This window comes from Paenibacillus sp. PDC88, from assembly GCF_900106725.1.
In the GTDB taxonomy this organism is placed as follows: domain Bacteria; phylum Bacillota; class Bacilli; order Paenibacillales; family Paenibacillaceae; genus Paenibacillus; species Paenibacillus shunpengii.
Window position 1 is genome coordinate 20,162 of sequence record NZ_FNNT01000015.1, and the last position, 18,582, is coordinate 38,743.

The window sequence follows — 18,582 nt, forward strand, 5'->3', positions numbered from 1 at the left end:
TGGCGTTTCTATCATTCGTGTTCGTCCAATTTATCGGTTGCATAGGAGAGAGACGCTTTCTGAGAACAAAATGAGACCTGAAAGTTCGCCGACTACAGGTTATTTTAGCCAGTGAATAAGGCTTATTCTTGCATTGACATGAATATACCCTTGTGATAAAGTGTTTTAGGTAGGCCTAAATTCGCGCTTTTTTTTAGGATCAATTTAGAGACTTCTGATAATGCTTCGGATGTCTTCGGGAGGTGCACATCATGCGGGTAATTATTACTTTGGCTTGTACGAATTGCAAACAAAGAAATTACACAACGACAAAAAACAAGCGTAATCACCCTGACCGCATGGAGATGAAGAAATTTTGCAAGTTTTGTAACGAGCAGACTTCTCATCGCGAAACCAGATAGTTAATTTGGAGGTGTAGTCGGCGTGAAACGTAGTTTCAAGTCTCTGTTTTCCTTTTTCTCAGAAAGCTGGGCAGAGCTTAAAAAAGTTCGCTGGCCTAATCGTAAAGAGTTAACTAACTACACCCTGATTGTTCTGGGGACGGTTATAGTTATCACGCTTTATTTTTGGGTTCTTGACATCGGAATTTCCTATGTGATCGATGCGATAATTTAAGAAGGGTCCCAGGTGGCTTGATATGGAAAAAAGATGGTATGTCGTTCATACCTATTCAGGGTATGAGAACAAAGTCAAAGCCAATTTGGAAAAGCGCGTAGAGTCCATGGGCATGGAGGACAAGATATTCCGTGTTCTTGTTCCAATGGAAGAAGAAGTGGTGAATAAGGACGGTAAGAAAAAGACTGTCATGCGTAAGATTTACCCCGGATATGTCCTGGTCGAAATGATTCAAACGGATGATTCCTGGTATGTTGTTCGCAACACGCCTGGAGTAACTGGGTTTGTAGGATCGACAGGGTCAGGTTCAAAGCCGACACCATTGCTGCCAGATGAAGTTGAACAGATTCTGAAGCATATGGGTGTGGTAGAACCGAAACCGAAGATTGAATTCGACATTAAGGAATCTGTACGAATTAAGGTTGGTCCTTTTGCGAATTTTGTGGGCTCCGTGGAAGAAATATTGGCTGAGAAAAGTAAACTGAAAGTTCACGTCAACATGTTTGGACGGGAAACCCCGCTTGAGCTGGATTATACTCAAGTGGAGAAATTATAGAAGCTTTATCGAAGCTGAAATTGGTTTCTTGTGGGAGGGCTTATGAAGCTCGTCGACCACTATTGATGCAAGGAGGTGTCTTACATGGCCAAGAAGGTAATCAAAATGGTAAAACTGCAGATCCCTGCAGGGAAAGCGAATCCTGCGCCTCCGGTAGGTCCGGCATTGGGTCAAGCGGGTGTCAACATCATGGCATTCTGTAAAGAATTCAACGCTCGTACAGCCGATCAAGCAGGTTTGATCATTCCAGTTGAAATCACGGTGTTTGAAGATCGTTCTTTTACTTTCATCACCAAAACTCCACCGGCTGCAGTTCTGCTTAAAGTAGCTGCTAAACTTGAAAAAGGATCCGGTGAGCCGAACAAGAAAAAAGTCGCAACTGTTAAACGCGATACTGTTCGTCAAATCGCTGAGCAAAAAATGCCTGACCTGAACGCTGCGAACGTTGAGTCCGCAATGCGTATGGTAGAAGGTACTGCTCGCAGCATGGGTATCACCATCGAAGACTAATTGAAGTGTTCGTAACGCGGGCCTTATAAGCGCCCGCCATGTGGGAGGTATATCCGTTAAAACCACAAAGGAGGAATAGAAACATGGCTAAACATGGTAAGAAATATGTTGAAGCTGCTAAGCTGATTGACAGCGAAGCAAGCTACGAGCCTTTGGAAGCTGTAGAGCTTGTCAAAAAGGCAGCGACTGCTAAATTCGACGAAACGGTTGAAGCTGCAGTTCGTTTGGGCGTAGACCCACGTAAACAAGACCAAGCTGTGCGTGGTGTTGTTGTCTTGCCTCACGGTACAGGTAAAACACAACGCGTATTGGTATTTGCAAAAGGTGAAAAAGCGAAAGAGGCGGAAGCAGCTGGAGCAGACTTTGTTGGGGATCAAGATATGATCAACAAAATCCAACAAGGTTGGTTCGAGTTCGATGTCTGCGTAGCTACACCTGATATGATGAGTGAAGTAGGTAAATTGGGCCGTCTGCTCGGCGGTAAAGGCCTGATGCCTAACCCTAAAGCCGGAACGGTTACTTTCGATGTTTCCAAGGCTGTTCAAGAAATTAAAGCCGGTAAAATCGAGTATCGTCTGGATCGTGCAGGTCAAATTCACGCGCCAATCGGTAAAGTATCTTTCTCTGCTGAGCAGTTGAATGATAACCTTAAAGCACTGATTGATGCACTTAACCGTGCTAAACCAGCTGCTGCAAAAGGTGTTTACCTGAAAAACATCAGCCTGTCCTCAACAATGGGACCTGGTGCTCGTGTGAATACAGCTTCTTACAGATAATAAATACCAGTTGACTTTGGTCTGCTGAATCTGTTATTCTGTAAAAGTTGTTAAGTCATAAGTGACTGACCCTTAAATTCGAATATGCTTACCGTAGACAGTAGGTGCTTGTTATAAGCTTAATTTCCTACCGAGGTGTGATGATAGAACGTATCAATTGAGTTTCTATGCTCAATCTGACTTTATCAAGCCTTCGTGATTCTACGGAGGCTTTTCTTATTGGATAAATGAAGCTGATACATCGGATCAAGCCTCACCTATCTTACGGGAAACTTCCGCTTCTAGCGGTTAACGAAGATGCGAAGTGCCATGCGGTACTGAGCAAGGAATCTATCAGGAGGTGTACAATTTGGCAAACGCAAAAGTGATTCAAGCTAAACAAGAAGCGGTTGACGTGGTAACTGCGAAATTGCGTGAGAGCGCAACTACAGTAGTAGCTGACTACCGTGGTCTGAACGTTGCCCAAGTAACTGAGCTGCGTAAACAGCTTCGTGAAGCGGGTATCGAATTCCAAGTCCTGAAGAACACATTGCTTCGCCGTGCAACTGCAGCTGCAGAGCTGACTGAACTTGATGAAGTTCTGACAGGTCCTACTGCGATTGCATTCAGCGGTGAAGATGCTGTTGCTCCAGCTAAAATTTTGAACGACTTCGCTAAGAAGAACGATGCACTGAAATTGAAAGGTGCAGTAGTTGAAGGACGTGTTGTTGGTGTTGAAGAAGTTAAAGCACTGGCAGAACTTCCATCCCGCGAAGGACTTCTTTCCATGCTCCTCAGCGTGCTTCAAGCACCTGTACGCAACTTCGCCCTTGCGGTTAAAGCAGTCGGCGAACAAAAAGAAGAGCAAGGCGCTTAATTTTTTGAAATACCAGGCTATATAAAATACTAATTTAAATAATGGAGGTTCTACCATGAGTAAAGAGCAAATCTTGGAAGCAATTAAAGGTATGACTGTTTTGGAACTGAACGATCTTGTTAAAGCAATCGAAGAAGAATTCGGCGTAACTGCTGCAGCTCCTGTAGCTGTTATGGGCGGCGCTGTTGGCGGTGCTGAAGCTGCTGAGCAAACTGAGTTCGACGTAATCTTGGCATCTGCTGGTGCTTCCAAAATCAACGTAATCAAAGCGGTTCGCGAAATCACTGGTCTTGGCTTGAAAGAAGCTAAAGAACTCGTTGACAACGCTCCAAAACCACTGAAAGAAAAAGTAAGCAAAGAAGAAGCAGAAACAGTTAAAGCTAAACTTGAAGAAGTTGGCGCTTCTGTTGAAGTAAAATAATTGATTTCACTTAACTAGTGAATTGGAAACAAAACATACAAACCCCTTGATAGAGTCAAGGGGTTTGTTGTTATGAATGGCTGCAACTTTTGTAAGTGAAGGTGAATTGGAGGTATCCCATGTCAGATCATTATTATTCTAATAAGCCTGAAGCCGCTCACGATAGACAAACTCTTGAAACAGAGCTGAGAGGTTACAAGCTTAAACTAACCAGTGATGCAGGAGTATTTTCAAAGAACGGTGTGGATTATGGCAGCAGGGTTCTTATTGGAGCGATGGATCTTCAGGGAGCCAAGTCAGTTCTGGATGTAGGGTGCGGCTACGGTCCAATCGGGATTGTGGCAGCTAAGCTCCTGCCGGATGCAGTGGTTACGATGATTGATATCAATGAGCGTGCCGTAGAACTGGCAAGGCATAATGCAATTCAAAACCAGGTAAGTGCAAATACCGTTATTAAACAGAGTGACCGGCTGGAAGCAGTGAGAGAAGATAGGTTCGATGTCATCCTAACCAATCCTCCGATCCGGGCTGGTAAGGACGTTGTACATGCAATTTTTGAAGAAGCCTATGAGCAGCTGAACGAAGGTGGAACACTGTGGATTGTTATACAGAAGAAACAAGGGGCACCTTCTGCCAAAGCGAAGTTGGAATCGATGTTTAGTGTGGTTGAAGAAGTAACGAAGGACAAAGGGTATCGGATATTCAGGGCAAAGAAATAATGCGGGTATATTAGTATATACAAACTAAAAAAAATCGCAATAGGACTATTGACTTGGTATCGCCATTGTGGTATTCTTAATAAATGTCAGTATTAAGATGCCCTACTTAGCTTTAGTTTGTTAAAATGTCAATCTTTTTTTCGCTTGGATCGCATATTTGTGTGTGGATCCGCGTATAATATGTACATTTTGGGCAGACTATGAGGTGAGTGGGTTTTTCTGGGATGAAGGAGAAATTCACTAATAAGTTGCTCTTTTTTCGAAAAAACATTCGAGTAAGGGCTTTTCTTTATTTGTGGATGCTCTCTCTCTGGTTGATTCATCTTATATGAGTTCCATTATAAGGTTACAAACAGAGGTTCGCAACGAAATTTTTAAAAGTGAGTAGACATTGAGGGGTGAGTTTAAGTTGGCAGGACATCTTGTTCAGTATGGTCGACGCACTCGGCGCAGTTATGCACGAATTAACGAGATACTCGAAATTCCGAACCTGATAGAAATCCAACAAAAATCTTACGAATGGTTTTTGGAGGAAGGATTGCGCGAAATGTTCCAGGATATCTCGCCAATTCAGGATTTTACAGGTAATCTCGTATTGGAATTTATCGACTACAGTCTCGGTGAACCGAAATATACGGTAGACGACGCGAAAGAACGCGACGTTACTTATGCCGCACCGCTTCGGGTAAAAGTCCGGCTCATTAATAAGGAAACGGGCGAAGTCAAAGAGCAGGAAGTGTTCATGGGTGATTTCCCGCTGATGACCGAAACAGGCACCTTTATTATCAACGGTGCGGAACGGGTTATTGTCAGCCAGTTGGTTCGCTCTCCTAGCGTCTATTTCAGCACTAAATTAGATAAGAACGCAAAGAAATCTTATACCGCAACAGTGATTCCGAATCGCGGAGCGTGGCTGGAGCTTGAGATGGACGCGAAGGACATTATCTATGTTCGTATCGACCGTACTCGTAAGATTCCAGTGACTGTACTGCTGAGAGCGCTTGGGTTTGGTACAGATGCTGAGATTTTGGATTTGCTGGGTAATGATGAATATATCCGGAATACGCTGGATAAAGACAACACAGATTCGACAGAGAAAGCACTGATCGAAATTTACGAACGTCTTCGTCCGGGTGAACCACCGACTTTGGATAATGCGAAGAGCTTGCTTGTAGCACGTTTCTTTGATCCAAAACGTTATGATCTTGCGAACGTAGGTCGTTACAAAATCAATAAAAAGCTTCATATCAAGAACCGTCTGTTCAATCAACGTCTTGCAGAATCTTTGATTGATATCTCTACTGGAGAAATCATTGCAGAGGCTGGACAAATTGTTGACCGCAGATTGCTTGATGAAATTATGCCTGCACTTGAGAGTGAAGAGGCGGTTGGACAACGTACTTATCATGTGGCGAACGGTGTTCTTGATGCTAATGATATTCCGGTCCAAACTATTGATGTATTCTCTCCAATAGAAGACGGTAAAGTCGTTAAATTGATTGCGAACAGCAACATTGATAAATCTGTTAAGCATATTACGCCAGCAGATATCATTTCTTCCATCAGTTACTTCTTGAACCTGCTTCATGGTATTGGTGATACAGACGATATCGACCACTTGGGTAACCGTCGTCTTCGTTCTGTTGGTGAGCTCTTGCAGAACCAGTTCCGTATTGGTCTATCCCGTATGGAGCGCGTTGTTCGTGAGAGAATGTCTATTCAGGATGCGAACGTCATTACACCTCAGGCGTTGATCAACATTCGTCCGGTTATTGCATCCATTAAAGAGTTCTTCGGAAGCTCGCAGTTGTCTCAGTTTATGGACCAAACGAATCCGCTGGGCGAACTTACGCATAAACGTCGTCTGTCTGCTCTAGGACCTGGTGGTTTGACTCGTGAGCGCGCAGGCTTTGAAGTCCGTGACGTACATCCATCCCACTATGGGCGTATGTGTCCGATCGAGACTCCAGAGGGACCGAACATCGGTTTGATCAACTCCTTGTCTACATTTGCACGCGTCAACGAATATGGCTTCATCGAAGCTCCATATCGCTGGGTAGATCCGAAGACAGGCCAAGTTACAGATCAAGTTCGTTATGTAACTGCAGACGAAGAGGATAACTATGTTATTGCTCAGGCGAATGCGAAATTGAATGAAGACGGTACTTTTGCTGAGGATATGGTCGTTGTTCGTTACAACAAGCAGTCTGACAACATCACAACGATGCCGAATGACCGCGTTGACTACATGGACGTATCTCCTAAGCAGGTTGTATCCGTTGCAACGGCGCTCATTCCGTTCCTTGAGAACGATGACTCCAACCGTGCACTCATGGGATCTAACATGCAGCGGCAGGCGGTTCCACTTCTTATTCCTAAAGCTCCGCTTGTAGGTACGGGTATGGAACACAAAGCTGCGAAAGACTCCGGTGTATGTATTGTATCCAAACATGACGGTATTATTGAGAGATCTTCTGCCAATGAAATTTGGGTTCGCAGAATTGAACTTGTTGACGGCAAGGAAGTTAAGGGCGATATCGTTAAACATAAATTACACAAATTTATGCGTTCGAACCAAGGAACATGCATTAACCAACGTCCAATCGTAAAAATTGGCGATCACATTAAAAAAGGCGACATTTTGGCAGATGGACCATCTACTGAAATGGGTGAATTGGCACTGGGCCGCAACGTAGTCGTTGCCTTCATGACTTGGGAAGGTTACAACTATGAGGATGCGATTCTTCTTAGCGAAAAACTTGTTAAAGAAGACGTGTACACTTCCATTCACATTGAAGAATATGAGTCTGAAGCTCGTGATACGAAGCTCGGACCTGAAGAAATTACTCGCGATATTCCTAACGTGGGTGAAGAAGCACTTCGTAACCTTGATGAGCGCGGAATTATCCGCATCGGTGCTGAAATTGCAGCCGGCGACATTCTTGTTGGTAAAGTTACACCTAAAGGGGTAACCGAGCTTACAGCGGAAGAGCGTCTCCTTCATGCGATCTTCGGTGAGAAGGCTCGTGAAGTTCGCGATACTTCACTTCGCGTACCACACGGTACAGACGGAATTGTGGTAGACGTTAAAGTCTTCACACGTGAGAACGGTGATGAACTGCCTCCGGGTGTTAACCAGCTCGTACGTGTCTATATCGCTCAAAAACGGAAAATTTCCGAGGGTGACAAAATGGCCGGACGTCACGGTAACAAAGGGGTCGTGGCCCGTATTCTTCCAGAAGAAGATATGCCATTCCTTCCGGACGGAACACCAGTTCAAGTCGTGCTTAACCCGCTGGGGGTACCATCCCGTATGAACATCGGACAGGTGCTTGAGGTTCACTTGGGTATGGCTGCTATGCAGCTTGGTATTCATGTAGCTACACCGGTATTTGACGGTGCTACAGAGCATGATGTGTTTGACACGATGGAAGAAGCAGGCATGCAGCGTAATGGTAAGACTGTGCTGTTTGATGGACGTACGGGCGAGCGCTTCGAGCGTGAAGTTACTGTCGGTGTCATGCACATGATCAAGCTGGCGCACATGGTTGACGATAAGATCCACGCCCGCTCCACAGGACCATACTCACTTGTTACGCAACAGCCTCTGGGTGGTAAAGCTCAGTTTGGTGGTCAGCGTTTCGGTGAGATGGAGGTTTGGGCGCTTGAAGCCTACGGTGCAGCATATACCCTGCAAGAAATTCTTACAGTTAAGTCTGATGACGTTGTTGGACGTGTTAAGACTTATGAATCCATTGTCAAGGGTGAGAATGTTCCAGAACCAGGTATCCCTGAGTCCTTCAAGGTACTGATCAAAGAGCTGCAGAGCTTGGGTATGGACGTTAAAATGCTTACCAAAGACGAAGAAGAGATCGATCTGAAAGAATCGGATGACGATGATGACGCTGCAGGCGATAAGCTGAGCCTCAACCTTGAAGGCACAGAAGTCGGTGTAGAATAACATAGTCAACTGTAACAATACCGGAATTTTCATCAGGCTCTAATCCCCTCTGAAGCATCTCGCATCGGAGGGGGGAGAACCTAAAATTTAGGACTTGGTTAAGGAGGGTTGCTCCTTGTTGGACGTAAACAATTTCGAATATATGAAAATCGGGCTTGCATCCCCGGAAAAAATTCGCTCTTGGTCCCGCGGAGAAGTGAAAAAACCGGAAACGATTAACTATCGTACGCTAAAACCGGAAAAAGAAGGTCTGTTCTGCGAGAAGATCTTCGGTCCTACAAAGGACTGGGAATGTCACTGTGGTAAATACAAGCGCGTTCGTTATAAAGGCGTCGTTTGTGACCGTTGCGGCGTTGAAGTGACTCGTGCCAAAGTACGCCGTGAGCGTATGGGGCATATTGAACTGGCTGCTCCGGTATCACATATCTGGTATTTCAAAGGCATTCCAAGCCGTATGGGTCTGGCTCTGGATATGTCTCCAAGATCTCTTGAAGAGATCATTTATTTTGCATCTTATGTTGTTACCGATCCAGGTGAGACTCCACTGGAGAAAAAACAACTGCTGTCTGAAAAAGAATACCGCAGCTACCGTGAGAAATACGGCTACGGGTTCCAAGCAGGCATGGGTGCAGAAGCGGTTAAAAAGCTGCTTCAAGACCTCGACGTTGATAAAGAGCTTGAATTCTTGAAAGAAGAGCTCCGCACAGCTCAAGGTCAGCGCCGTAATCGTGCGATTAAGCGCCTTGAAGTTATCGAAGCTTTCCGTAATTCCGGCAACAGACCGGATTGGATGATCATGGATGTACTTCCTGTCATTCCACCGGAGCTTCGGCCGATGGTTCAGCTTGACGGCGGCCGCTTTGCGACTTCTGACTTGAATGATCTGTATCGTCGTGTAATTAACCGTAATAACCGTCTGAAACGCCTTCTTGATCTTGGTGCACCAGACATCATCGTTCAGAATGAGAAGCGTATGCTTCAAGAAGCAGTTGACGCTCTGATCGATAACGGCCGTCGTGGCCGTCCTGTTACAGGTCCTGGTAACCGTCCGCTCAAATCTCTCAGCCACATGCTGAAAGGTAAACAAGGTCGCTTCCGTCAGAACTTGCTCGGTAAACGTGTTGACTATTCTGGTCGTTCCGTTATCGTCGTAGGTCCTTACCTTAAGATGTACCAATGCGGCTTGCCTAAGGATATGGCGCTTGAGTTGTTCAAGCCTTTCGTTATGAAAGAGCTTGTGAACAAAGGTCTGGCGCATAATATTAAGAGTGCAAAACGTAAAGTTGAACGTGTGAGTCCTGAAGTATGGGACGTTCTTGAAGAAGTAATTAAGGAACATCCAGTACTTCTTAACCGTGCCCCTACGCTTCACCGTTTGGGTATTCAAGCATTTGAACCGATTCTGGTGGAAGGTAAAGCGATCCGTTTGCATCCGCTCGTATGTACGGCTTACAACGCCGACTTTGACGGTGACCAAATGGCCGTTCACGTACCTTTGTCCGCTGAAGCTCAAGCCGAAGCTCGTCTTCTTATGCTTGCGTCAGGTAATATCTTGAACCCTAAAGATGGTAAGCCGGTTGTTACTCCATCTCAGGATATGGTTCTTGGATCCTTCTATCTGACAATGGATAACAAAGAAGAAAAAGGCTCAGGTATGATCCTTCGTACAGTGAATGAAGCTGTATCTGCTTACCAACGCGGAACTGCGGGTCTTCATGCACGTGTTGCAATTCCGGTCAAAGCTCTTAACAAAACAAGCTTTACGGATGAGCAGCAAAATGCGATGCTGATCACAACGGTCGGTAAGATTATCTTTAACGAAATCTTCCCAAGCAGCTTCCCATACATTAATGATGCAACTCGCGCTAACCTCTTCCAAGGTACGCCGGAGCATTCCTTTGTGTATGAGAAAGGCGCTGACCTGAGAGAAGCAATTATGAATGCACCTCAAGCGGGTGGAGTCGGCAAAGACTATCTTGGTCATATCATTGCACGCTGCTTCGAGGTATACCATACAACACAAACATCTATGATCTTGGATAAGGTCAAACAGCTTGGATTCACGTATTCTACTCGTGCTGGGGTTACCGTTGGTGTATCCGACGTTATTGTCCCTGATGAGAAGAATGAGATTTTACGTGTGTCAGATGAGAAGGTTGCTGTCGTTACGAATCAGTACCGTCGTGGTTTGATCACGAACGAAGAGCGTTATGACCGCGTCATTGATATCTGGTCCAAAGCAAAAGATGATATCACGGAAGTCCTTATGAAATCGATGGATCGCTTCAACTCCATCATGCTCATGGTTGACTCTAAAGCCCGTGGTAACAAATCTCAGATTACACAGCTGGGCGGTATGCGGGGTCTGATGGCCAACCCATCAGGACGTATTATCGAGCTCCCAATCAAATCGAACTTCCGTGAAGGTCTGACGGTACTCGAGTACTTCCTGTCCACGCACGGTGCACGTAAAGGTCTTGCCGATACAGCCCTGCGTACAGCTGACTCAGGTTACCTGACTCGTCGTCTCGTTGACGTAGCGCAAGATGTGATTGTTCGGGAAGATGATTGCGGAACAGATAAAGGTTTCACTGTAAGCCGTATTCAAGATGGTAAAGAGGTTATCGAGGATCTATATGATCGTATCGAAGGCCGCTATTGCTTCCAAACGGTTCGTCATCCTGAGACAGGTGAAATCATTGCACATCGTAATGAGCTCATCGATTCTGACAAAGCTGAGGCTATTGTTAAAGCAGGAGTAGACAAACTGCAAATACGTTCTGTGCTTAGCTGCCGTGCTCGTCATGGTGTCTGCAAGAAGTGTTATGGACGCAACCTGGCAACAGGTAAACACGTCGAGATCGGGGAAGCAGTTGGTATCATCGCTGCACAATCCATCGGTGAGCCAGGAACACAGCTTACAATGCGTACGTTCCATACCGGTGGTGTCGCTGGAGACGATATTACTCAGGGTCTTCCGCGTATCCAGGAGCTTTTCGAAGCGCGTAATCCGAAAGGTCAAGCAACCATCAGTGAAATTGATGGTGTTATCAAAGAGATCCGTGAAGCTAAAGATCGCCGTGAAATTGAAGTTCAAGGTGAAGCTGAGACGAAAGTCTATGCAGTTACCTATGGCTCCCGTCTGCGCGTAAGCGAGGGAATGGAGATTGAAGCGGGGGATGAGCTTACGGATGGTTCAATTGACCCGAAAGAAATGCTGCGTATCAAAGGTGTACGTGGCGTTCAAAACTACATTCTGCAAGAAGTACAGCGCGTATATCGTAACCAAGGTGTAGAAATCAACGACAAGCACGTAGAAGTAATGATTCGTCAAATGCTGCGCAAGATTCGTATTGTGGATGCAGGAGATACTACGCTTCTTCCAGGTTCGTTTGTTGATACTCATGAATATGAAACAGCAAACAAGACTGCAATTCTTAGTGACAAGGAGCCTGCAGTGGCTAAGCCAGTCCTTCTGGGTATCACCAAGGCGTCTCTTGAAACAGATTCCTTCTTGTCCGCAGCTTCCTTCCAGGAAACGACTCGTGTCCTGACGGATGCAGCAATCAAAGGTAAGGTCGATCAGCTTCTTGGACTGAAGGAAAATGTAATTATCGGTAAACTGATCCCTGCTGGTACAGGTATGAACCGTTATCGCAGTGTGAAGTTTGCTAATCCGGAAGATGGCGAATCTCAACTAGAAGAGCTTGAACCGGTATCTGTAGACTGATATAGCTCAAATTTGTCTGTAACAGGCGAATCTGATCGGTAAACACGTACCAGATTGTATATCAGGAGAGAAGTTACAAGCTTCCTCCTGATATGGCAATCTTAATGTTTAGAGTTTGATTGAATCTCTTGACAACAAATGTGTAGTAATGCTAATATAGCAAAGGTGCGTGAGTAGCCGCATGTTATCATGTCTTCTCGGAGGTATTGATAAATGTCGAATGACAACTTTTTGCAGGATGCTCATGTCAAGATCGGTACCAAGCAAACCATGAAGATGGTTGAATCAGGTCTGGCTGCTGAAGTTTATGTAGCTCAGGACGCTGATATGCGAATCACTTCTAAGATCAAGTCGCTATGTGAGAAGCATCAAGTGAAGCTGAACATAGTCGATACGATGGAGCAGCTCGGCAAGGCTTGCGGAATTGAAGTGGGAGCGGCTATGGTAGCTGTATTGAAACAATAGGTATAAGAAGATGTTTTTGTCTGGAATGCAAGAGCTTCCTAAACGGCAAAAACTTTTCATTTGTTCTTTTATGAACCGCCTGGGTCTGTGGACTTAAGAATTGAGGTTTATAAATAGAATGACGAATCTAGGAAGGGGGTGGCAACATGCCAACAATTAATCAGCTCGTTCGTAAAGGACGTCAAGCAAAGATCTACAAATCCAAATCTCCTGCGTTGCAAAAAGGCTTCAATGCCCTGAAACGTGAGTCTACTGATATCAGTGCTCCGCAAAAACGTGGTGTTTGTACTCGTGTAGGTACGATGACTCCGAAGAAACCGAACTCCGCGCTTCGTAAATATGCCCGTGTACGTTTGACTAACCGTATCGAGGTTACTGCTTACATCCCAGGTATCGGACACAACTTGCAAGAGCACAGTGTCGTTCTGATCCGTGGTGGTCGGGTTAAAGACCTTCCGGGTGTACGTTACCATATCGTTCGTGGTGCGCTTGATACTGCAGGTGTTAACAACCGTATGCAAGCTCGCTCCAAGTATGGTGCGAAACGCCCTAAAGCTAAAAAAGCGTAAGATCAACACATTGATTTTACAGTCAGTAAGCCGTTTGCGAATTAGCGCTTCGGTTACAGAACAACAACAACAACAAATTAAGAATAATAAACATGCAAGAAAGGGGGATATCCATGCCACGCAAAGGTCCAGTTACCAAAAGAGACGTGTTGCCTGATCCGGTGTACAACAGCAAACTTGTTACTCGTCTGATCAACCGCATCATGCTTGATGGAAAACGTGGTGTTGCTCAAAGCATTCTTTACAATGCGTTCAACTTGATTCAAGAACGTACAGGTAAAGATCCTATGGAAGTTTTTGAAGCAGCTATCAAAAATATTATGCCGGTTCTGGAAGTTAAAGCTCGTCGTGTCGGCGGTGCTAACTACCAAGTACCTATCGAGGTTAAACCGGAAAGACGTACTTCCCTTGGTCTACGTTGGCTCGTAAACTACTCCCGCAGCCGCGGTGAGAAAACAATGGAAGAGCGTTTGGCAGCTGAGATTATCGATGCTTCCAACAACACTGGTGCTTCCGTTAAGAAACGTGAAGACACACACAAAATGGCTGAAGCGAACAAAGCGTTTGCTCACTACCGTTGGTAGGATTTATCAGTCTTTAAAATATAACTTCATTTTGAAGGGAGACCCATGTCATGGCAAGAGAGTTCTCCTTGAAAAATACACGTAACATCGGGATCATGGCGCATATTGACGCCGGTAAAACTACTACCACTGAGCGGATCTTGTTCTACACAGGCCGTACGCACAAAATCGGGGAAGTTCACGAGGGTGCTGCGACTATGGACTGGATGGAGCAGGAACAGGAGCGCGGGATCACGATTACTTCCGCTGCTACGACCGCTCAATGGAAAGGTCACCGCGTTAATATCATCGATACCCCGGGACACGTTGACTTCACAGTTGAAGTTGAACGTTCCCTTCGTGTATTGGACGGAGCAGTAGGTGTTTTCAGTGCGAAAGAAGGCGTTGAGCCTCAGTCTGAAACTGTATGGAGACAGGCTGACCGTTACGGCGTTCCTCGTATCGCATATGTAAACAAAATGGATATCATCGGTGCAGACTACCTTAACGTTGTTAAGGATATGCGCGAGCGTCTTCAAGCAAATGCTGTTGCTATCCAGCTTCCTATCGGTGCTGAGAATGATTTCATTGGTATCATTGATATCGTTGAGCAAAAAGCATATATGTACAAAGACGATCTTGGTAAAGACATCGAAGAAACTACAATTCCTGCAGAATATGCAGATCAAGTTGAAGAACTTCGTATGGAACTGATCGAGAAAGTAGCAGAGCTTGATGAAGATCTGACTATGAAATACCTAGAAGGCGAAGAAATCACTGTTGATGAGATCAAATCCGCTCTTCGTAAAGGTGTAGTAGAAGTTAAAATCTTCCCAGTTATCTGTGGATCTTCTTACCGTAACAAAGGTGTTCAGCTGATGCTGGATGCGGTTCTGGACTATCTGCCAGCTCCTATTGATGTTCCTGACATCAAAGGTACTTTGGAAGATGGAACTGAAGCGATTCGTAAATCTTCTGACGAAGAGCCATTCTCGGCACTTGCGTTCAAGATCATGACGGATCCTTATGTAGGTAAATTGACATTCTTCCGCGTATACTCTGGTGTTCTTACATCTGGATCTTACGTATTGAATGCAACTAAAGGAAAACGTGAACGTATCGGTCGTATCCTTCAAATGCACGCGAACAGCCGTCAAGAAATCACTGAAGTATATGCTGGTGATATCGCATCTGCTGTAGGTTTGAAAGATACAGGTACAGGTGATACACTATGTGATGAGAAGAATCCGGTCATTCTGGAGTCTATGAACTTCCCTGATCCGGTTATTCAAATCGCGGTTGAACCAAAAACCAAAGCCGACCAAGACAAAATGTCTGTTGCTCTCGGTAAGTTGACTGAGGAGGATCCAACTCTTCGTGCTCATACTGATGAAGAAACAGGTCAAACAATTTTGGCTGGTATGGGTGAGCTTCACCTTGATATCATCATCGACCGTATGCGTCGTGAGTTCAAAGTGGACACAAACATTGGTCAACCACAGGTTGCTTACCGTGAAACATTCCGTCAAGCAGCGCGCGTTGAAGGTAAATTCGTACGTCAGTCCGGTGGCCGCGGTCAATATGGACACGTATGGGTTGAATTCGAACCGCTTGAAGCGGGTAGCGGTAACCAATTCGACAGCAAAATTGTGGGTGGATCTGTACCACGTGAATACGTTGGTCCTGCTCAACAAGGTATTGAAGAAGCTATGAAAAATGGTGTCCTTGCAGGATTCCCACTTGTAGACGTTAAAGCTACAATCGTAGACGGTTCATACCATGATGTCGATTCCAACGAGATGGCGTTTAAAATTGCCGGATCGATGGCACTTAAAGCAGCTAAAGACAAGTGTAAAGCTGTCCTGCTTGAGCCAATCATGAAAGTGGAAGTAACTGTTCCAGAAGAGTACATGGGTGACGTAATGGGTATGCTGAACTCCCGTCGCGGTAGAATCGAAGGTATGGATTCCCGTGGTGGTACGCAAATCATTCGTGCTAAAGTGCCTCTCTCTGAAATGTTCGGATATTCCACAACTCTCCGTTCTGGTACACAAGGACGCGGGGTGTTCTCTATGGAACTTTCTCACTATGAAGAAGTACCAAGAACAATCTCCGAAGAAATCGTGTCCAAAGTTAAGGGAGAATAAGTTTTACTCACTGATGTACACAGCGTCATAAGGTTTAATGACTCTTATGGTGCTGTACACAGTGCCAACATATAATATAAACCACTTTTAAGGAGGCCACGTTCAAATGGCAAAGGCTAAATTCGAACGTAATAAACCACACGTTAACATTGGTACTATTGGTCACGTTGACCATGGTAAAACTACTTTGACTGCAGCAATCACTACTGTATTGTCCAAAACTTACGGCGGTGCAGCAGTTGCATTCGATCAAATCGACAAAGCTCCAGAAGAGCGCGAACGCGGTATCACTATCTCTACTGCACACGTAGAGTACGAAACTGATGCACGTCACTATGCACACGTTGACTGCCCAGGTCACGCCGACTATGTTAAAAACATGATCACTGGTGCTGCACAAATGGATGGAGCGATCCTGGTTGTATCCGCAGCTGACGGTCCAATGCCACAAACTCGTGAGCACATCCTTCTGTCCCGCCAAGTAGGCGTACCTTACATCGTAGTATTCTTGAACAAATGCGATATGGTAGAAGACGAAGAACTTCTTGAGCTGGTTGAAATGGAAGTTCGCGACCTTCTTAGCGAATATGACTTCCCAGGTGATGACACTCCAATCACTCGTGGATCTGCTCGTGAAGCTCTTCAAAACCCAGAAGGCGAATGGGCTCAAAAAATCGTTGAGATGTTCAAAGAAATCGATACTTACATCCCAACTCCAGAGCGCGACACTGACAAGCCTTTCTTGATGCCTGTCGAGGACGTATTCTCCATCACTGGTCGTGGTACAGTTGCTACAGGCCGTGTAGAGCGTGGTACTGTTAAAGTCGGCGATGAAATCGAAATCGTTGGTATCGCTGAAGAGTCCAAAAAATCCGTAGTAACGGGCGTTGAAATGTTCCGTAAACTTCTGGATTCCGCTCAAGCAGGTGACAACATCGGAGCATTGCTTCGTGGTGTAGACCGTACTCAAATCGAGCGTGGACAAGTTCTTTCCAAACCAGGTTCAGTTAAACCTCATACTGAGTTTACTGCTCAAGTATACGTATTGACTAAAGAAGAAGGTGGCCGTCATAAGCCTTTCTTCACTGGATACCGTCCTCAGTTCTACTTCCGTACAACTGACGTAACTGGTATCATCAACCTGCCAGAAGGTACTGAAATGGTTATGCCTGGCGACAACATCGAAGTAACAGTATCTCTGATCGCTCCAATCGCTATCGAAGAAGGAACTAAGTTCTCTATTCGTGAAGGTGGACGTACAGTAGGCGCTGGTGCGGTAGCAACAATCATTAAATAATTTGGCTGCATGCCGAATCATATAAAGCAACAATGTACTGGAACGAGCAACAGTGTATCGGAACGAACAAAAGGATCTCGGCGTTAATCGCCGAGATCCTTTTTATATTTAAACTTCTTTTCATAAATTACCTTTGGCTTTTTAGAGCTTCATCATATATAATAGTACGAGTTGCGATTCGGGAAGTGCATTCGAAAAAATAGAGAGCTGAAGTCTATTCAGAATCTTATCTATCTTTTTTATATAAAAGCTTGCATTACGCCTAGGTTTTCTATATAATAATGAATGTTGTTCTGTGACGTTGCGATGATGTGAGAGGTTACTGACACACCCGGCCCCTTTGCCATGGGAGAGTGGGTCAGAAAATTTTCACGGAGTATGTCCGATATTAAATTGGGCGATAGAAGGAGGGACTAAAATGGCAAAGCAAAAAATTCGTATTCGTTTGAAAGCTTACGACCACAGAATTCTTGATCAATCCGCTGAGAAGATTGTTGAAACGGCAAAACGTTCGGGTGCAGGTGTATCCGGTCCGATTCCGCTTCCAACTGAGAAACAAGTTATTACTATTCTCCGTGCGGTACACAAGTACAAGGATTCCCGGGAACAATTCGAAATGCGCACACATAAGCGTTTGATCGATATTGTTAACCCAACTCCACAAACTGTGGATGCCTTGATGCGCTTGGATCTGCCGTCCGGTGTAGATATCGAAATTAAATTGTAATTTAGTATTGTATTAATGGAAGGAAAAGAGGTGTCAACATGAAAGGTATCTTAGGTAAAAAACTAGGCATGACGCAAGTGTTTACTCCAGAAGGTAACGTAATCCCTGTTACAGTTATTGAAGCAGGTCCATCTGTTGTCTTGCAAAAGAAAGACCTTGAGAACGACGGCTATGAAGCGGTTCAACTAGGTTATGCCGATAAGAAAGAAAAAAATGCTAACAAACCTGAAACAGGACATGCGAAAAAAGCTAATACAGCTCCTAAGCGCTACGTTCGCGAACTCCGCGGTGTTGATCTTGCGGGATTCGAGGTTGGCCAAGAAATTAAAGCAGACATCTTCGCTGAAGGCGAATTTGTTGACGTAACAGGAATCTCCAAAGGTAAAGGTTTTGCCGGCGTTATCAAACGTTGGGGACAAAGCACTGGACCTATGTCTCACGGTTCCCGTTATCATAGAGGCCCTGGTTCCATGGGTTCCATCCAAGCGAACCGCGTTCCTAAAGGTAAACACCTTCCAGGACATATGGGTCATGAAACAATCACAATTCAACGTCTTGAAGTTATTAAAGTAGACGCTGAACGTAACGTATTGCTTGTTAAAGGCTCTATTCCTGGACCGAAAAACAGCTTCGTTAAAATTAAAGAATCGGTGAAGAAATAATCACCTAA

17 protein-coding genes and 1 other annotated feature are annotated in these 18,582 nt (G+C 45.0%); all 17 genes read left to right on the forward strand.

Annotation, left to right across the window (positions count from 1 at the left end; genetic code table 11):
- Positions 1-251: 251 nt before the first annotated feature.
- The 17 genes from rpmG to rplC all read left to right on the forward strand — a co-directional run bounded on the left by rpmG (position 252) and on the right by rplC (position 18,574).
- Positions 252-401: a 50S ribosomal protein L33 gene (gene rpmG / locus BLW49_RS26190; RefSeq protein ID WP_072735843.1), complete on the forward strand. Its 150-nt coding sequence runs from the start codon at positions 252-254 to the stop codon at positions 399-401.
- 22 nt (positions 402-423) lie between these two features.
- Positions 424-615, forward strand: a complete 192-nt coding sequence (gene secE, locus BLW49_RS26195) for a preprotein translocase subunit SecE (RefSeq protein WP_047914104.1) — start codon at positions 424-426, stop codon at positions 613-615.
- A 22-nt stretch (positions 616-637) separates the two neighbouring features.
- A complete protein-coding gene (gene nusG, locus BLW49_RS26200; RefSeq protein ID WP_047914103.1) occupies positions 638-1,171 on the forward strand; it encodes a transcription termination/antitermination protein NusG in 534 nt (177 codons plus the stop codon).
- A gap of 84 nt (positions 1,172-1,255) precedes the next feature.
- Positions 1,256-1,681, forward strand: a complete 426-nt coding sequence (gene rplK / locus BLW49_RS26205; RefSeq protein ID WP_047914102.1) for a 50S ribosomal protein L11 — start codon at positions 1,256-1,258, stop codon at positions 1,679-1,681.
- Between the two features lie 83 nt (positions 1,682-1,764).
- The gene (rplA, locus tag BLW49_RS26210) at positions 1,765-2,457 is read left to right on the forward strand and encodes a 50S ribosomal protein L1 (RefSeq protein ID WP_076315692.1); all 693 of its coding nucleotides are present in this window, start codon (positions 1,765-1,767) and stop codon (positions 2,455-2,457) included.
- Between the two features lie 73 nt (positions 2,458-2,530).
- Positions 2,531-2,683 (forward strand) — a sequence feature (ribosomal protein L10 leader region).
- A gap of 123 nt (positions 2,684-2,806) precedes the next feature.
- Complete coding sequence (gene rplJ / locus BLW49_RS26215) at positions 2,807-3,313, forward strand: 50S ribosomal protein L10 (protein WP_076315693.1); 507 nt, start codon at positions 2,807-2,809, stop codon at positions 3,311-3,313.
- Between the two features lie 55 nt (positions 3,314-3,368).
- The gene (gene rplL / locus BLW49_RS26220) at positions 3,369-3,734 is read left to right on the forward strand and encodes a 50S ribosomal protein L7/L12 (protein WP_076315694.1); all 366 of its coding nucleotides are present in this window, start codon (positions 3,369-3,371) and stop codon (positions 3,732-3,734) included.
- Between the two features lie 119 nt (positions 3,735-3,853).
- The gene (locus BLW49_RS26225) at positions 3,854-4,453 is read left to right on the forward strand and encodes a class I SAM-dependent methyltransferase (RefSeq protein ID WP_090727885.1); all 600 of its coding nucleotides are present in this window, start codon (positions 3,854-3,856) and stop codon (positions 4,451-4,453) included.
- A gap of 409 nt (positions 4,454-4,862) precedes the next feature.
- Positions 4,863-8,414, forward strand: a complete 3,552-nt coding sequence (gene rpoB / locus BLW49_RS26230) for a DNA-directed RNA polymerase subunit beta (RefSeq protein WP_076315696.1) — start codon at positions 4,863-4,865, stop codon at positions 8,412-8,414.
- A gap of 115 nt (positions 8,415-8,529) precedes the next feature.
- The gene (gene rpoC / locus BLW49_RS26235; RefSeq protein ID WP_076315697.1) at positions 8,530-12,144 is read left to right on the forward strand and encodes a DNA-directed RNA polymerase subunit beta'; all 3,615 of its coding nucleotides are present in this window, start codon (positions 8,530-8,532) and stop codon (positions 12,142-12,144) included.
- Positions 12,145-12,357: 213 nt separating this feature from the next.
- Positions 12,358-12,609: a ribosomal L7Ae/L30e/S12e/Gadd45 family protein gene (locus BLW49_RS26240; RefSeq protein WP_047914095.1), complete on the forward strand. Its 252-nt coding sequence runs from the start codon at positions 12,358-12,360 to the stop codon at positions 12,607-12,609.
- Positions 12,610-12,755: 146 nt separating this feature from the next.
- On the forward strand, positions 12,756-13,178 hold the full coding sequence (gene rpsL / locus BLW49_RS26245; protein ID WP_047914094.1) for a 30S ribosomal protein S12: 423 nt from the start codon (positions 12,756-12,758) through the stop codon (positions 13,176-13,178).
- Positions 13,179-13,291: 113 nt separating this feature from the next.
- On the forward strand, positions 13,292-13,762 hold the full coding sequence (gene rpsG, locus BLW49_RS26250) for a 30S ribosomal protein S7 (protein ID WP_047914093.1): 471 nt from the start codon (positions 13,292-13,294) through the stop codon (positions 13,760-13,762).
- Positions 13,763-13,812: 50 nt separating this feature from the next.
- Positions 13,813-15,888 carry an elongation factor G gene (gene fusA, locus BLW49_RS26255; protein ID WP_076315699.1) on the forward strand — a complete coding sequence of 692 codons (2,076 nt, stop codon included), beginning with the start codon at positions 13,813-13,815 and terminating at the stop codon, positions 15,886-15,888.
- 106 nt (positions 15,889-15,994) lie between these two features.
- Positions 15,995-17,185 carry an elongation factor Tu gene (gene tuf / locus BLW49_RS26260; RefSeq protein ID WP_076315700.1) on the forward strand — a complete coding sequence of 397 codons (1,191 nt, stop codon included), beginning with the start codon at positions 15,995-15,997 and terminating at the stop codon, positions 17,183-17,185.
- 418 nt (positions 17,186-17,603) lie between these two features.
- Complete coding sequence (gene rpsJ, locus BLW49_RS26265; RefSeq protein ID WP_006676490.1) at positions 17,604-17,912, forward strand: 30S ribosomal protein S10; 309 nt, start codon at positions 17,604-17,606, stop codon at positions 17,910-17,912.
- A gap of 38 nt (positions 17,913-17,950) precedes the next feature.
- Positions 17,951-18,574, forward strand: coding sequence for a 50S ribosomal protein L3 (gene rplC / locus BLW49_RS26270; protein WP_047914090.1), 624 nt, complete (start codon positions 17,951-17,953; stop codon positions 18,572-18,574).
- Positions 18,575-18,582 lie beyond the last annotated feature (8 nt).

Coding starts and splice junctions, on each gene's coding strand:
- rpmG (WP_072735843.1), top strand. CDS start 252: ATGCGGGTAATTATTACTTTGGCTTGTACGAATTGCAAACAAAGAAAT.
- nusG (WP_047914103.1), top strand. CDS start 638: ATGGAAAAAAGATGGTATGTCGTTCATACCTATTCAGGGTATGAGAAC.
- rplK (WP_047914102.1), top strand. CDS start 1,256: ATGGCCAAGAAGGTAATCAAAATGGTAAAACTGCAGATCCCTGCAGGG.
- rplA (WP_076315692.1), top strand. CDS start 1,765: ATGGCTAAACATGGTAAGAAATATGTTGAAGCTGCTAAGCTGATTGAC.
- rplL (WP_076315694.1), top strand. CDS start 3,369: ATGAGTAAAGAGCAAATCTTGGAAGCAATTAAAGGTATGACTGTTTTG.
- BLW49_RS26225 (WP_090727885.1), top strand. CDS start 3,854: ATGTCAGATCATTATTATTCTAATAAGCCTGAAGCCGCTCACGATAGA.
- BLW49_RS26240 (WP_047914095.1), top strand. CDS start 12,358: ATGTCGAATGACAACTTTTTGCAGGATGCTCATGTCAAGATCGGTACC.
- rpsL (WP_047914094.1), top strand. CDS start 12,756: ATGCCAACAATTAATCAGCTCGTTCGTAAAGGACGTCAAGCAAAGATC.
- rpsG (WP_047914093.1), top strand. CDS start 13,292: ATGCCACGCAAAGGTCCAGTTACCAAAAGAGACGTGTTGCCTGATCCG.
- fusA (WP_076315699.1), top strand. CDS start 13,813: ATGGCAAGAGAGTTCTCCTTGAAAAATACACGTAACATCGGGATCATG.
- tuf (WP_076315700.1), top strand. CDS start 15,995: ATGGCAAAGGCTAAATTCGAACGTAATAAACCACACGTTAACATTGGT.
- rpsJ (WP_006676490.1), top strand. CDS start 17,604: ATGGCAAAGCAAAAAATTCGTATTCGTTTGAAAGCTTACGACCACAGA.
- rplC (WP_047914090.1), top strand. CDS start 17,951: ATGAAAGGTATCTTAGGTAAAAAACTAGGCATGACGCAAGTGTTTACT.